We start from the raw sequence: 14,616 nt of genomic DNA, 5'->3' as shown, positions 1-14,616 counted from the left end.
ACCCCCGTCCACGTCCACGCGGCGGAGCCGCATGTCGACACGGCCCCGCGCCCCTTCAGCGAGGTGTGACACCTGTGCTTCCATTCGGTTCCGGTTCTTCCCGACCCGATCCCGACCTGGAGAAGGCATGAAGCCCAGACCCCGCCGCGCCGCCGCCGTACTCGTCGCCGGTCTGCTGGTCACGGCGTTACCCGCGACGGCCGCCCGTGCCACCGACGCGCATGCGGTGCCGCTGCGGGTGGCGACGTACAACATCCACGCCGGGTCCGGCCAGGACCAGGTGTTCGACCTCGACCGCACCGCCGCCGCCCTGCGCGATCTGCGCGCCGATGTGATCGGCCTCCAGGAGGTCGACGTCCACTGGGGCGCCCGCAGCGAATTCGCCGACGAGGCCCGCGCGCTCGCCGGGAAGCTGCGCATGCGGGTGTTCTTCGCCCCCATCTACGACCTGGACCCGGCCGCCGGAACCACCGAGCGCCGGCGGTACGGCGTCGCCGTACTGAGCCGCCACCGGATACTCACCGCCGAGAACCACGAGATCACCCGGCTCTCCACCCAGACACCCGACCCGGTTCCGGCCCCCGCGCCCGGCTTCGCCGAAGTGGTGCTCGATGTGCGGGGCGCGCGCGTGCACGTCTACACCACACATCTCGACTACCGGGCCGACCCGTCCATCCGCCAGGCCCAGGTGGCGGACATGCTCGGCGTCCTGGCCGCCGACCGCGGGCCCAAGGTCCTGGTGGGCGACTTCAACGCCGAGGCGACGGCCCCCGAGCTGGCGCCGCTGTGGCAGCGGCTGCGGGACGCCGCCCCCGGCGCGGGCGCCACCTACCCGGCGATCGAACCCGTGAAGCGCATCGACCTGGTCACCGTCTCACCCGACGTCCGGCTCACCGGCGCCCGCACCGTGGCCACGGATGCCTCCGACCACCGGCCCGTGGTCGCGGATCTGTTGGTCCGCGGGCGCTGACCCGTTCACCCGCCCTGGAGTCGCTGAAGGTCGGAGGGGCGGACCTGGATCGCGAGCACGGCGATCAGCGCGGCGATCACGGCGAAGATCGCCGCCGTGACGAAGGCCGCCGACACCCCGGAGGTGAGGACCTGGTCGCCCCAGGGCGACGGCAGTTCCCCGGTCCGCTGGAAGCGCAGCCGTTCGGCGGGGGTCGCCTGCTGGAGGAAGCGCGGTATCTGTTTCTCCGCCTCGTTGCGGCTCGCCGTACCGAACATCGTGACCAGGATGGACAGTCCGAGCGAGCCGCCCACCTGCTGGGTGGCGTTCAGGAGCCCGGAGGCCGCCCCGGTCTCCGGGACGGGTACGTCGGACAGCGCCATCAGCGTCAGCGACACGAACTCCATGCCCATACCGAGGCTGAAGACCAGCATCGGACCGAGGACACTGCCCGCGTAGGTGGAGTGGATGTCGGTGAGTGTCAGCCAGGCCAGGCCGGCCGCCGCCAGCACACCGCCCCCCACCATGAAGGGTTTGGGCCCGTACACCGGCAGGAACCGTGAGGCCAGCCCGGCACCGACCGCGATGACCGCGCTGACCGGCAGGAAGGCGAGCCCGGCCCGGAGCGGACTGAAGCCCAGCACGTTCTGCACGAACAGCGTCAGGAAGAAGAACATGCCGAACATCGCCGCGGCCAGGCACAGCATGATGCCGTACGTGCCCGCCCGGTTCCGGTCGGCGAACATGTGCAGCGGGGTGATCGGCTGCCGGGACCTCCGCTCCACCAGGACGAACACCGCGAGGATCACGACGGCCGCGGCGAACGAGACGAGCGTGAGCGTGTCCCGCCAGCCGTCCTGCGCGGCCCTGATGAACCCGTAGACGAGCAGCACCATGCCGGCCGTGGAGGTGAGCGCGCCGGTGATGTCGAAGCGGCCCGGGTGGCGTTCGGACTCCTTGATGAAGCGCGGCGTGGCGAGGGCGATGAGCAGCCCGATCGGCACGTTGACGAAGAGCACCCAGCGCCAGTTCAGCCACTCGACGAGGATGCCCCCGGCGAGCAGCCCGATCGCGCCGCCGCCCGCCGACACCGCGGCGAACACCCCGAACGCCCGGTTGCGTTCCGGCCCTTCACGGAACGTCGTACTGATCAGGGCCAGGGACGTCGGTGAGGCGATGGCTCCGCCCATGCCCTGGAGGGCGCGGGCGGCGAGGAGTTGGCCGGAGTTCTGGGCGAGCCCGCCGAGCAGCGAGGCCAGCACGAACAGCAGCACCCCGACGATGAAGACGCGCCGTCTGCCGAGGATGTCGCCGGCCCGGCCGCCGAGCAGCAGCAGACCGCCGAAGGTGAGCGTGTAGGCGTTGACCACCCAGGACAGGCTCGTGGTGGAGAAGTCCAGGGAGCGCTGGATGTGCGGCAGCGCGATGTTCACGATGGTGATGTCCAGCACCACCATCAGCTGGCACGAGGCGATGACCAGCAGGGCCATCGCCTTTCCGGCGCCGCCGGTGTCCCGGTCGGTGCGCTGTGCGGAAGCCGGACGCGGAGTGCTTCTGCTCATGCGGGGTCGCCCTTTCGGGAGTCCACCGTTCGACCGTACGCGCACGCTTAGGGGCCCACCACTCGGGGACGGGCGGGCGGGAGCCGGGCGGCTCCCGCACACCCGAGGGCCCCCTAAGGGCGATTTCCCTTCTCCTTGGGGCGGCGCTCCACGTACAGGCGGCCGTCCTTCGGGCCGGTCCACTCCAGCCGTACGACACCGGGGACGGCGGCGTCGTCGACGCGGGCCGGGTCCTTCCAGTAACCCTGGGCGGGGTTACGGAAGAACGTCGCCCACAGGCCGCCCTTGTGGTCCTCGAAGAAGTTGTTGTGCCCGGCGCCGACGCCCGCGGTGTACCGCTGTGAGTACGGGCCCTCGAAGTGGTCGGAGACGGCGACGATCGCGTCGTACTGGTACTGCACGCGCCCCGTCCCGGGCGGGTCGTAGGCGTTGCGGGTGCTGCCGTAGGCGTCGACCGACGTACGGTCCCAGGCGGCGTGGACCAGGTGGTACGTGCCGCGGTACTTGAAGACGTACGCGCCCTCGAGATACGGCTCGGGGGAGTAGGGCGTCTGCCGGAACTTCGGGAGGTCCGTCGTCGTGACGATGTCCTCCATGTCGTCGCGGAACCTGGCGTACAGATCGTTGTGCAGCACCAGCCAGGCGTCGTCGCCCTCGGTGTACAGGCCGCCGTCGATGTGGAAGTAGGCGCCGGGCTCGATGAACGCCGGCCCGCCGGTGAACGACTCGCCGAACGGCTTCTCCAGGTTCCCCTCGACCAGCCGGTACGGGCCCTCGACACCGCCCTCGCTCACCAGCATGAACGAGCCGACCTTGCGGGAGTGGTCGCCCATGCACGCGACGATGTACCAGCGGCCCTTGAAGTGGTGCACCTCCGGCGCCCACGCGTTGCCGCGCTTGCCGAACCGCTCGTCGTGCCAGTACTCCTGCCAGGGCGCGACGACCGTGCGTCCGGGCCGGTTCTCCCCGACGAACTCGGGCGACCACACCTTGCCCTTCTCGGCGTCCGGCCGTATCCGGGTCGTGTCCGCGAGTTTCCACGGGCCCTGGAGCGAGGGCGCCGTCCACACGAAGATCCCGTCGTTCCAGGGGCCGGCCGCCTCCAGGCCCGGCACCCGGCTGGTGCCCGTGGCGACATAGAGCGGGCGGCCGTCGACGGTGAAGCAGTTGACGTAGGTGTCCCGCATCCACACCCGGCCGTGCTCCTTGTCGCGGGGACGCGGCTCCAGCGGCAGCACGAAGGAGTTGTCCTCCCGGGGCCACAGGTCCAGCCGGGTGTCCGCGACACCGTAGGGCTCGGGGTCGGGCCAGTTCGAGGGATGACGCCCCGCGGCGCCGGCCGGGGACGGGTGGGGCGGGGCCGCCTGCGCGGCGGTCGCGGGCAGGGCCGCCGCGGCCCCCACGCCGGCGGCGCCGGCCAGCAAGGAGCGACGGCGCAAACGGTTCTCGGCACCGGTCATCAGTCGCGTTCTCCTTCGTCGTCCCCGCCCCGGACGCATGCGGCAGCCCGAGGAGGGCTGCGAGGCGGGGGTGTGCCGCACAGCATGCGAACACCGACACATTTACGTCAACACCGCGGACGAATAATCCTGGAGAACCCGGTGGTTCAGGCACTTGTCCATCAGGCCTTATGAACGATTCGTTGCATCTTTCTGTCGGAGTGTTGACGGAATAATCCGGCCTCTCTACGTTGACCGACATGCAGATGCCCAGCGGAGTGCACGCACTGGTCAGGCGCACCCATGAGGAGCGCGTCCTGCGTGCACTGCAAGAGAACGGCGCCATGAGCCGCGGCGAGATCGCCCGCCTCGTGGGCCTGTCCCGCACCACCCTCTCCGAGATCACCGGCAGCCTCCTGCAACGGGGCGCCATCGTCGTCGTGGACACCGACGCGTCCCGGCGCGAGGGCAGTGGCCGGCCGGCCGAGCGGCTGGCGCTGGACCCGTCGTCGGCGCAGTTCATGGGCGTCGACTTCGGCCACCGCCGGGTCCATGTCGCGGTGGCCGACGCCTCGCACGAGATCATGGCCTCGGGCGCGGTCCGCTACGACGACACGACGCCCTGGCAGCGGCGGACCGAGCTCGCCCTCGCCCTGGTCGAACGGCTGATGGCCGAGGCCGGTGTCCACTTCGGGGCGCTCCAGGGCATCGGCATCGGTGTGCCGGGTCCCTACCCGGCGCCGGAGGCGGCGGCCTGGCCCCGCGCCACCCCGCCGGGGACGGTGCTCCGGCCGGCCCCCGAGGGGGTCGACCTCGCCTTCGCCGAGCGTTTCGACGCTCCGGTGATCGTCGACAACAACACCAGGCTGGCCGCCCTCGCCGAGGCGATCAGCGGCGCCCACAGCGTCGCCGACCTGGTGTACGTACGGCTGTCGGACGGCGTCGGCGGCGGGCTCGTCGTCGGCGGGCACCTGGTGACCGGCTCGTCCGGGCTGGCCGGCGAACTCGGGCATGTGACCGTGGACCCGGCGGGGCGGCCGTGCCGGTGCGGCAAACGCGGCTGTCTGGAGACGGTCGCGTCGGTGCCCGCGATCCTCGCGGCCTGCTGGGAGTTCGGTCTCCCGCTGGAGAACCTGGACGATCTGGCGGACGCCGTCGCCCGTGCGCACCCCGTCGTCGACCGGGTGCTGCGCGAGGCGGCCGGGGCACTGGGACGCGTCGTCGGAGCGGCGACGACGACCCTCAACCCGGCGAAGGTCGTCATCGGCGGCGAGATCACCCAGCTGGCCCCGGTGATCGTCGAGCAGGTCGCCGCCACGCTCGCCGCCGACCTCTTCCCGACCGCTTCGGCCGGACCGGCCGTCGAGGCCGCCCGCCTCTCGGACGACGACGGCGCCATCGGCGCCCTCGCCGCGGTCTTCCACAACTCCCCACTACTGGCGCGGTATCCGGAAACCGCCGATGTGAAGGCAGGTACCGATGCCCGTGACTCGACCATCGAAGGAGTCGCCCATGTCCGTCCTTGACAAGCGGGGCGCCGGACCACGACCCCCCACCACCGACGGGACGGCCCCGGACGACCCCGGCACCCCCGACGCGAAGAAGACCGCGGCGGAGCGCTCACCGTCGGACAGGCGCGGGCTCCCCCTGCTCCTGAACGCCGTGTCCATCGCACTGGGGATCGCCCTGTGGTGGATCCTGGCGTCCGCCGGCTTCAAACTGCCGACCCCGCCCGAGGTCGTCTCCCGGGCCTGGACCCTGCTCGGGGACGGAACCCTCGCCGACGACGTCCTCGCCAGCCTCACCCGCGTCCTCATCGGCTTCGCGCTCGGTACGGCCGCGGCCGTACCGGTCGGCTTCCTCATGGGCTGGTACGGGACCGCGCGGGGCCTGATGGAACCCTGGATCCAGTTCTTCCGCACCGTACCGCCGCTCGCGATCATCCCGCTGGCCGTGGTCGTCATGGGCATCGACGAGACCCCGAAGATCTTCGTCATCTTCCTCGCCGCGTTCCTGGCCTGCGTGATCTCCACGTTCCAGGGCGTCGTCAACGTCGACCGCACCCTCATCGACGCGGCCCGGGTCCTGGGCGCCAAGGACGCGACCATCTTCGCCCGCGTCGTGGTGCCCGCCTCCACGCCGTTCATCCTCGTCGGCATGCGGGTCGGCCTCGGCTCGGCGTGGGCCACCCTCGTCGCCGCGGAGCTCATCGCAGCCCAGGAGGGCCTCGGCTACCGCATGCAGAACGCCCAGCTCTACTACGACCTGCCGACCATCTTCGTCGGCCTGATCTCGATCGGGATCCTCGGTCTGCTCATGGACCGCATCCTGCTCCTCGCAGAACGCAAGCTCACCGGATGGCAGGAACGCCGATGACCAGCAAGCCGGCCAAGATATCCGTCCAGGGCGTCACCAAGACGTTCGCCCTCGGCAGGGAGACCTTCACCGCACTCGACGACGTCTGTCTCGACATCGCGGAACACGAGTTCGTCACCGTCGTCGGCCCCTCCGGCTGCGGCAAGAGCACCCTGATGAACATCCTCGCCGGACTGGAGACCCCCAGCCGGGGCCGGGCCCTGGTGGACGGCGCCACCGTCTTTGGACCGGGACCCGAACGCGGCGTGATCTTCCAGCAGTACGCCCTCTTCCCCTGGCTCACCGTGCGCCAGAACGTCGAGTTCGGGCTGCGCACCACCGGCGTCCCCAAGGCCGAACGACGCGGCCGCGCCGAGCACTTCATCGAACTGGTCGGACTGGAGCGCTTCGCCGACGCCCTCCCAAAGACCCTGTCCGGAGGCATGCGCCAGCGCTGCGCCATCGCCCGCGCCTACGCCGTCGACCCCTCGATCCTCCTCATGGACGAACCCTTCGGAGCACTCGACGCACTCACCCGGGTCAAACTCCAGGAACAACTGCTGCGCACCTGGAGCCAGGACAAGCGCACGGTGCTGTTCATCACCCACGACGTCGACGAGGCCGTGTTCCTCGCCAACCGGGTGATCGTCATGGCGGCCCGCCCCGGCCGCATCTACGACGTCATCGAGGTCGACCCCGCCATCGTGCGCGACGAGGCGTTCCGCCTCAGCCCCGAGTTCGCCGCACTGCGCAACCGCGTGTGGCACTCCGTCTACCACCAGGAAGGCCGCACCGCCTCCGCGGCCGCCGGCGCCACAGCGAACTGATCCGGAAGGTACCCACAGCCATGCCACGTTCCCTCACCCGCAGACACCTCACCGCCACCCTCGCCGGCGCGGCCGCGCTGGCCCTGCTGACCGCCTGCGGCGGCAGCGACTCCTCCGGAGGATCCGGGGACACGGTGCGCTTCGGCTACATCGGTGACTTCAACGGTGCCAGCCTCATCGCCATCGCCGACGCCAAGGGCCTGTGGAAGAAGCACGGACTCGAGGCGGACGCCAAGGTCTTCACCAACGGCCCCCTGCAGATCCAGGCCCTCGGCACCGACAACCTCGACTTCGGCTACATAGGCCCCGGCGCGATGTGGCTCCCCGCCTCCGGCCAGGCCAAGGTCGTCGCGATCAACACCCTCGGCAACTCCGACCGGGTCCTCGCCCAGCCCGGCATCACCTCGATGCGACAGCTCAAGGGCAAGACCGTGGCCGTACCCGAGGGCACCTCCGGCGACATGATCCTCTCGCTCGCCCTGAAGAAGGCCGGCATGACCAAGGACGACCTGAAGCTCGTCCCCATGGACCCGTCGACCATCGTCTCCGCCGTCTCCTCCCAGCAGGTCGACGGCGCCGGCTTCTGGTATCCGGCCGCGGCCACCATCAAGAAGCAGGTCCCCGGCCTGGTCGAACTCGCCAAGAACACCGACTTCGAGGACGAGGTCTCCTTCCCCACCGCCTTCGTGGCCGGGAACAAGCTCGTCGCCGACAACCCGGAGAAGGTCGGCAAGGTCCTCGCCGTCCTGCGCGAGGCCATGGAGTTCCGGTCGGAGCACATGGACGAGGCGGTCTCCCTCACCGCCGAGAAGCTGAAGATCCCCGCCGACCAGGTGAAGGCCGACGCCGCCAACAACAAGGTGCTCGGTGTCGACGAGCTCGACAGGCTCACCGAGGACGGCACCGTCGACAAGTGGCTCAAGGGCATGAACGACTACTTCGTCGAGGCGGGCAAGCTGAAGCAGCCCGTCGACCCCGCGCAGTACTACACCGGCGATCTCTTCATCGGAGCAGGTAAGTGACCCAGTCCGGCACGCCCGGGAAGAACATCCTCTTCCTGATGACCGACCAGCACCGCGCCGACACCCTCGGCGCGTACGGAAACCCGCTGGCGCACACCCCCGTCCTCGACGAACTCGCCGCCACGGGCACCCGGTTCGACCGCTGGTACACCCCCACCGCGATCTGCACGCCGGCCCGGGCCAGTCTGCTGACCGGCCAGGCACCCTTCCGGCACAAGCTGCTCGCCAACCACGAGCGCAACGTCGGCTATCTGGAGGACCTGGCGGAGGACCAGTTCACCTTCTCCCACGCCCTGCGGGAGAAGGGCTACAACTGCGGCCTCATCGGCAAGTGGCACGTCGGCACCCGGCGCACGGCCGCCGACTACGGCTTCGACGGCCCCGAACTCCCCGGCTGGCACAACCCGGTGGACCACCCCGACTACCTCGCCTATCTCGACGAGCACGGTCTGCCGCCGTACCGGATCAGCGACCGCATCCGCGGCACCCTGCCCAACGGCGGCCCCGGCAATCTGCTCGCCGCCCGGCTGCACCAGCCCGTCGAGGCCACCTTCGAGCACTACCTCGCCACCCGCGCCATCGAGAAACTGGAGCGGTACGCGGCGGACTCCCGTGAACGCGAGCAGCCGTTCTTCCTCGCCCTGCACTTCTTCGGCCCGCATCTGCCGTACATCCTCCCGGACGAGTACTTCGACCTGGTCGATCCGGCCGATGTGGAGCTGCCGCGGTCCATCGCCGAGACCTTCCACGGCAAGCCCCCGGTCCAGCGCAACTACAGCGCCCACTGGACCTTCGACACGATGCCGATCGAGACCACCCGCAAACTCATCGCCGTCTACTGGGGCTATGTGGCGCTGATCGACCGGCAGATCGGCCGGGTCATGGAGGCCATGGAGCGCCTCGGACTCACCGACGACACCGCGGTGTTCTTCACCTGCGACCACGGGGAGTTCACCGGCTCGCACCGGCTCCACGACAAGGGCCCGGCGATGTACGAGGACATCTACCGCACCCCCGGCCTGCTCCGCGTGCCCGGCGCACCCGGCGGTGTCGTACGGAACGAGTTCGTCAGTCTGCTCGACTGCACCGCCACCATCCTCGAACTGGCCGGCGTCGACCCCGAGCCCGCGGTGGACTCACGCAGCCTGCTGCCACTGGTACGGGGCGAGGAGACGGACTGGGCCGAGGACATCGTCTGCGAGTTCCACGGCCACCACTTCCCCTATCCGCAGCGCATGCTGCGCGAGGACCGCTACAAACTCGTCGTCAACCCCGACTCGGTCAACGAGCTCTACGACCTGCTCCGTGACCCGGACGAACTGCAGAACGTCCACGACCACCCCGAGATGGCCGGGATCCGCTCCCGGATGACCCGCCGCCTGTACGACCTGCTGCGGGAGCGCGGCGACAACTTCTACCACTGGATGACCTCGATGTACGACGTCGGCGAGGTGGGCCACGACCCCACCCTGAGCGGACTCGACGAATCCACCTACCGGCCCTGACCGTGCCCTGGACTGCCCATGACGAGTGAACACGCCTCCTGCTGCACCCCGGCCGCCACCCCGGTCACCCTCACCCTGCCGTCCAGCACGACGGCCCCGCCCGCCGCGAGGAAGCGCTCGACCCGCGGGCAGGTCCGCCTGCCCGGGGGCGGGTTCGCCATGGGCGACGCCTTCGACGAGGGTTACCGCGCCGACGGCGAGACCCCCGTCCACGCGGTACGCCTGAAGCCGTTCCACATCGACGAGACCGCCGTCACCAACGCGCAGTTCGCCACGTTCGTGAAGGCGACCGGCCATGTCACCGACGCCGAACGGTACGGCTCCTCGGCGGTCTTCCACCTCGTGGTGGACGCCGACCCGTCCGACATCCTCGGCGAGGCGGCCGGAACGCCCTGGTGGATCAACGTCCGCGGCGCCCACTGGCGGCGTCCCGAGGGCGGCCGGTCCGGCATCACCGGCCGGCAGAACCACCCGGTCGTCCACGTCTCGTGGCACGACGCGAACGCCTACGCCCGGTGGGCGGGCAAACGCCTGCCCACCGAGGCCGAGTGGGAGTACGCGGCACGCGGCGGCCTGGAGGGACGCCGCTACGCCTGGGGCGACGAACTCACCCCGGACGGCCGCTGGCGCTGCAACATCTGGCAGGGCCGCTTCCCCCACACCAACACCGCCGAGGACGGCCACCTCACCACGGCCCCGGTGAAGTCCTACCGCCCCAACGGCCTCGGCCTGTGGAACATGGCCGGCAACGTGTGGGAATGGTGCGCCGACTGGTTCTCGCCCACCTACTACACCCACTCCGCGGCAGAGGACCCGCGAGGCCCGGAAACCGGCACCTCACGGGTCCTGCGCGGCGGCTCCTACCTCTGCCACGACTCCTACTGCAACCGCTACCGGGTGGCGGCCCGTTCCTCCAACACCCCGGACTCCTCCACGGCCAACCTCGGCTTCCGCTGCGCCAACGACGCCTGAGGAGCCGGCTCAGACGCCGTCGACGAAGACGACCGTCTCGTCCAGCGGCGCCCGGCCGATCCGGGCGTCGCCGGCCGAGACGTCCTCGTACCCGATCGACATCCCGCAGAAGAGCAGGAGCTCACCGGGCGGCGAGACGACCTCGGCGACGGTCCGGTGGAACTTCGCCCACGCCATCTGGGTACAGCTGTGCAGCCCCTCGGCGCGGAGCAGCAGCATGACCGTCTGCAGGAACATGCCGGCGTCGGACCACTGGGCCGGTCCCATGTCCCGGTCGATGTAGCAGAACAGGGCGGCGGGCGCGCCGAAGCACGCCCAGTTCGCCGCCGACGCCCTGTGCCGTGCCTCCAGATCGTCGCGCGGGATGCCGAGCGCCCCGTACCGCTGCTCGCCGAACTCGGCCCGGCGCTCGCGGTACGGGGCCTTCAGCTCGGGCGGGTACATCGTGTACTCCGGCTCGTCCCAGGAGTCCCCCGTGGCTAACCGCTCACCGGCCCGCTTCTTGAGCTCGGCCAGCGGGCCGCCGGTCACCACGAAGGCGTGCCACGGCTGGAGATTCGACGCGGACGGCGCCCAGGCCGCCGCGGCGAGCACCCGCTCCAGCACCTCCTTCGGTACCGGTCTGTCGGTGAACCCGCGCACTGCCCGTCGGCTCGTGACCGCCTCGTAGACGTCCAAGTCGCCTTCCCTTCCGGCTGATCGGCATGTCCCCCGGCTGACCGGGGGACACCGGAGTCCGTGACAGCGCGCGGGTGTCCGTCACGGGAAGTTCACAAGATCGGCGACATTCGTCGACGAGTCGGAGGGGCCGCCGCGGTCGTTGATGACGTGGCGGATGGTGCCGGTGCCGCCGAGGGAGACCGTCACCATGTTCCGGAAACGGACGTTCGGCCTGTTGGGGGCCTCGAAGGCGTGCTCGGCGGTGACGGACGGGTCGACGTTGAAGAAGCAGTAGCTGCCGAGTCCGTACGCCTGGTGGCTGGTCACGCCGTCCGCGACCTTGTAGGCGGCGTAGCCCTGGGTCGGACCGTTCATCCAGGCGGCCTGGTCGGGCGGGTCGTACGGCATCTCGTTCTGGTAGAAGTACGTGCGCCCGCCGTTGCCGTTCCAGATGGTCTGGTGCTTCTGGTAGTGCTCGACGAACAGGCCGTACATGGTGACGTCGTCGCCGTTCACGACGAGGCCGGTGTCGGCGGTGTTGGTGTTCCAGCCGATGCCGTTGCCGTGGTCGCCGCGCCAGATCCACATGTGGTCGCCGATGACGTCGTCGCTGTTGACGACGAGGCTCGTGGTGGCCTTGCCGGCGTGCGCGCCGCCCACCCGGAAGTACACGTCGTGCAGGGAGGTGGGGTTCGCAAAGTGGTCGGCGGCCGCGCCTGACGGGCCGACCTCCACGAGCGTACGGGAGTTGGTGGTGCCGGCGTCGAAGAGGACACCCGCGAGCTTCACCCCGTCGACGTCGGCGACCGTCATGGCCGTCACGCCGTTGTCCGGGACGAAGGTGGCGAGACCGAGCCCGAGGACCACGGTGTCGGGACGGGTCACCCGCAGGGTCTCGCTCAGATGGTAGACACCCGGCGTCACCAGCAGGTTCTTGCCCTCGGCCAGCGCCGCGTTGAGCTGCGCGGCGGTCGCCCCCGGCCTGACGATGTGGAACCGGTCCATGCCGAGCGAGGTGCCCGCCGCGTTCCCGTTCGCCCAGGTGGTCGCCGTCGAGTTCGTCCGCAGCGAGGGGACGAACACCTTGTAGGCACCCGCCCCGTCGACGTACAGGAACGGCTTCTCGCGGACCGTCGGGGTCCGGTCGACCGTGGTGTACGGCGGGTCGGGGAAGGTGTTGCCGGGCACACCCCGGCTGCCCACGAAGACCATGTTCCAGTTGGAGCCGTTCCAGCTGCCCAGCTGGGAGTTGCGGGTCAGCCACTGTTGCTGGGTACCGGAGCGGACCTGACCGTCGATCTTGCTGTCGGCCATGAAGCCGCCGCTGGACCAGCCGCCGTCACTGAGCTCCAGATCGCCCCGCACATGCATACGCCGGTACCCGGATGCCTGGGACACCGCCCAGCGGTCGGTGCCGCCGGCCGGGTTCACCGAGAGGTTCTCGGCGCCGCGCCAGAAGTTCTGGGTGGCGTTCTGCGGCGGGAACCAGTCGGCCTCGACGTGCACGGCACCGTTGACGGTGACCGAGTCCGGCGACAGTCCGAGGCCCAGGACCTGGGTGTAGAAGCCGACGTTCACATCGTTGCTGTACGTGCCCGGCTTGAACAGGATCGCCTGGCGCCGGCTGCCGAACTGGTTCGTCTCCTGCTCCCGGAAGATCGAGTCGAGCCGGCTCTGGACGGTGGACGACGGCATCGACGGGTCGAACACGGCCACGTCGGGGCCGAGATCGACGTCCCCGGGCGCCGTGCTCACGGGCGTGACCTGGAAGCGCTGGGCCGCCGTGCCGTTGCAGGCGTACTGCACCAACTGCACGCCGTCGGCCGTCGAGGCGGCCGGCACGTCGAGGCACTTGCCGCTGTTCCGGTTGACGAAGTGGTAGGCGCCGCCGCCCTCGTCGACCGGCAGCCACTGCTGGTTGGCGCCCCCGCCGTACGTCCACAGATGCACGGCCGCGTTGTCGGCGGTGGACACGTCGCTGACATCGACCACCTGCCGGGAGTCGTTGCGGTTGTCGATACGGACGTAGCCGTCACCGGTCGGCGTGAAACTCCACTGCTGTGCCGTGGTGCTGTTGCAGGTGTACTGCTGTACGGCCGTGCCGTTGACGGTGCCCGCGGCGCGGGCGTCCAGGCACTTGCCGCTGCCGCCGTTCACCACGGCCGACCAGCCCGACGGCACCGCGGCGGCGGCCGCCTGGGTCGGCTGGACGGCGATGAGGACGGAGGCGGCGGTGGCGGCCGCCGCGAACGCGGCGGTCAGGGGACGGCGGCCGCCGACGGGCGGTCTCGAAGGTCGGGACATCGTGTGTTCTCCTGTCGGTCAGCCGTTGTACTGCGCGAACACCCGGGTGAAGTCCCAGGGCTGCTGGGAGACGCCCGAGCAGGTGTCGGCGCCGCCTCCGGCGCAGGGGCGGTCGCGGTTGACGGACCAGAAGGTCAGCCGGGCCAGGTGCCGCTGCTGCGCGTAGGCGAGGATGGTGCGGAAGTCGGCGACGGTCACCGTCTCGCCGTTGTCGGTGATGCCGTTCATCGACGAGATGCCGGTGTGCCGGTACGCCTGGTCGTCCGAGTACCCGTAGGCGTTCTTGACGGCGGTCTTCAGGCCTTCGGCCGCCCGCACGGTGAGCTGCCCCATGTTCTGGCCCGCCCCGCCGAAGTTGAACGGCATGATCGTCCAGCTGTCCACGGTGAGACCCGAGGCGGCGGCCTTGCCGATCAGGCTGCTGTCGGGGCCGTTCTGCCCGGTGCCGAAGGTGACGTACACCTTGATCCCCGGGTTGTTCGCCTTGACCGTCTTGAGTGCGTCGACGGTGCGCTGCTGCACGGCCGGGCTGTCGTACGCCGCCGCCTCGATGTCGATGTCGATCGCCTTGAGCCCGTAGGCGTTGATGACCTTCTGGTACGCCGCGGCCAGTTCGCCCGCGCTGCCGCAGGAGCTCTCCAGCTTGTTGCCGCTCCAGCCGCCGAACGACGGGACGACGTCACCGCCGGCCGCCCGAACGGTGTTGACGGTCTGCTGGTCGACGCCGCCGGTCAGCGGACGGCTGCCGTCCCAATGCGGATCGCAGTAACCGTTGCTGAGGACGAAGGCCAGCGTGAACCACTTGACGCCGGTCGCGTTCATCACGGTGGTGGGGTTCGGCGGGCTGCCCCAGCCGTTGTAGAGGTACGGTGCGACGGCCATGGCGCCGGGGCCGGTCGGCGTGGTGTCGCCGCTCGGCGCGGTCCACTTCTGGTTGGCGGCGCCGGTGCAGGTCCAGATCTGCAGGCGGGTGGCGTTGGCGGAGCTGTTGCCGGTCACGTCCAGGCACTTGTCGGCCTGC

Annotated in this window: 12 protein-coding genes; 7 read left to right on the top strand and 5 right to left on the bottom strand. The window is 70.2% G+C overall.

Annotated elements, in window-relative coordinates:
- The first annotated feature begins 127 nt into the window (after positions 1 to 127).
- On the top strand, positions 128 to 970 hold the full coding sequence (locus IF28_RS0130675) for an endonuclease/exonuclease/phosphatase family protein (protein ID WP_030227108.1): 843 nt from the start codon (positions 128 to 130) through the stop codon (positions 968 to 970).
- A 5-nt stretch (positions 971 to 975) separates the two neighbouring features.
- Here the strand turns inward: IF28_RS0130675 and IF28_RS0130670 are convergent, their stop codons facing one another.
- Positions 976 to 2,511 (bottom strand): MFS transporter, encoded by a 1,536-nt coding sequence (locus tag IF28_RS0130670; protein ID WP_078621548.1) that lies wholly within the window; start codon positions 2,509 to 2,511, stop codon positions 976 to 978.
- 113 nt (positions 2,512 to 2,624) lie between these two features.
- Positions 2,625 to 3,971, bottom strand: a complete 1,347-nt coding sequence (locus IF28_RS0130665; RefSeq protein ID WP_030227103.1) for a family 43 glycosylhydrolase — start codon at positions 3,969 to 3,971, stop codon at positions 2,625 to 2,627.
- 239 nt (positions 3,972 to 4,210) lie between these two features.
- Between IF28_RS0130665 and IF28_RS0130660 the strand changes: the two genes are divergently transcribed.
- From IF28_RS0130660 to IF28_RS0130635, 6 genes are read left to right on the top strand one after another with little or no spacing between them, the layout of a single operon-like run.
- Positions 4,211 to 5,476, top strand: coding sequence for an ROK family transcriptional regulator (locus IF28_RS0130660; protein ID WP_030227099.1), 1,266 nt, complete (start codon positions 4,211 to 4,213; stop codon positions 5,474 to 5,476).
- Complete coding sequence (locus IF28_RS0130655) at positions 5,463 to 6,326, top strand: ABC transporter permease (protein ID WP_030227096.1); 864 nt, start codon at positions 5,463 to 5,465, stop codon at positions 6,324 to 6,326. Before IF28_RS0130660 ends, IF28_RS0130655 begins: the two co-directional genes overlap by 14 nt.
- Positions 6,323 to 7,132 (top strand): ABC transporter ATP-binding protein, encoded by an 810-nt coding sequence (locus IF28_RS0130650; protein ID WP_030227094.1) that lies wholly within the window; start codon positions 6,323 to 6,325, stop codon positions 7,130 to 7,132. The genes IF28_RS0130655 and IF28_RS0130650 overlap by 4 nt, the downstream gene beginning before the upstream one ends.
- A gap of 20 nt (positions 7,133 to 7,152) precedes the next feature.
- Positions 7,153 to 8,154, top strand: a complete 1,002-nt coding sequence (locus tag IF28_RS0130645) for an aliphatic sulfonate ABC transporter substrate-binding protein (protein WP_030227091.1) — start codon at positions 7,153 to 7,155, stop codon at positions 8,152 to 8,154.
- Complete coding sequence (locus IF28_RS0130640; RefSeq protein ID WP_030227089.1) at positions 8,151 to 9,659, top strand: sulfatase-like hydrolase/transferase; 1,509 nt, start codon at positions 8,151 to 8,153, stop codon at positions 9,657 to 9,659. The genes IF28_RS0130645 and IF28_RS0130640 overlap by 4 nt, the downstream gene beginning before the upstream one ends.
- 18 nt (positions 9,660 to 9,677) lie before the next feature.
- On the top strand, positions 9,678 to 10,631 hold the full coding sequence (locus tag IF28_RS0130635; protein ID WP_030227086.1) for a formylglycine-generating enzyme family protein: 954 nt from the start codon (positions 9,678 to 9,680) through the stop codon (positions 10,629 to 10,631).
- 9 nt (positions 10,632 to 10,640) lie between these two features.
- Here the strand turns inward: IF28_RS0130635 and IF28_RS0130630 are convergent, their stop codons facing one another.
- The 3 genes from IF28_RS0130630 to IF28_RS0130620 all read right to left on the bottom strand — a co-directional run.
- Positions 10,641 to 11,309 (bottom strand): nitroreductase, encoded by a 669-nt coding sequence (locus IF28_RS0130630; protein WP_030227082.1) that lies wholly within the window; start codon positions 11,307 to 11,309, stop codon positions 10,641 to 10,643.
- Positions 11,310 to 11,390: 81 nt separating this feature from the next.
- Positions 11,391 to 13,595, bottom strand: a complete 2,205-nt coding sequence (locus IF28_RS0130625; RefSeq protein ID WP_030227079.1) for an RICIN domain-containing protein — start codon at positions 13,593 to 13,595, stop codon at positions 11,391 to 11,393.
- A gap of 18 nt (positions 13,596 to 13,613) precedes the next feature.
- On the bottom strand, positions 13,614 to 14,616 hold a 1,003-nt coding region (locus tag IF28_RS0130620; RefSeq protein ID WP_030227077.1), incomplete at its 5' end, for an RICIN domain-containing protein.

This window comes from Streptomyces sp. NRRL WC-3626, from assembly GCF_000718785.1.
In the GTDB taxonomy this organism is placed as follows: domain Bacteria; phylum Actinomycetota; class Actinomycetes; order Streptomycetales; family Streptomycetaceae; genus Streptomyces; species Streptomyces edwardsiae.
The sequence above is the reverse complement of the archived record's forward strand: the minus strand, read 5'-3'. Positions and strand labels throughout refer to the sequence as shown.

What these genes read in the sequence shown, in the direction of transcription:
- IF28_RS0130675 (WP_030227108.1), top strand. Translation starts at nt 128, where the DNA reads ATGAAGCCCAGACCCCGCCGCGCCGCCGCCGTACTCGTCGCCGGTCTG.
- IF28_RS0130670 (WP_078621548.1), bottom strand. Translation starts at nt 2,511, where the DNA reads ATGAGCAGAAGCACTCCGCGTCCGGCTTCCGCACAGCGCACCGACCGG.
- IF28_RS0130665 (WP_030227103.1), bottom strand. Translation starts at nt 3,971, where the DNA reads ATGACCGGTGCCGAGAACCGTTTGCGCCGTCGCTCCTTGCTGGCCGGC.
- IF28_RS0130660 (WP_030227099.1), top strand. Translation starts at nt 4,211, where the DNA reads ATGCAGATGCCCAGCGGAGTGCACGCACTGGTCAGGCGCACCCATGAG.
- IF28_RS0130655 (WP_030227096.1), top strand. Translation starts at nt 5,463, where the DNA reads ATGTCCGTCCTTGACAAGCGGGGCGCCGGACCACGACCCCCCACCACC.
- IF28_RS0130650 (WP_030227094.1), top strand. Translation starts at nt 6,323, where the DNA reads ATGACCAGCAAGCCGGCCAAGATATCCGTCCAGGGCGTCACCAAGACG.
- IF28_RS0130645 (WP_030227091.1), top strand. Translation starts at nt 7,153, where the DNA reads ATGCCACGTTCCCTCACCCGCAGACACCTCACCGCCACCCTCGCCGGC.
- IF28_RS0130635 (WP_030227086.1), top strand. Translation starts at nt 9,678, where the DNA reads ATGACGAGTGAACACGCCTCCTGCTGCACCCCGGCCGCCACCCCGGTC.
- IF28_RS0130625 (WP_030227079.1), bottom strand. Translation starts at nt 13,595, where the DNA reads ATGTCCCGACCTTCGAGACCGCCCGTCGGCGGCCGCCGTCCCCTGACC.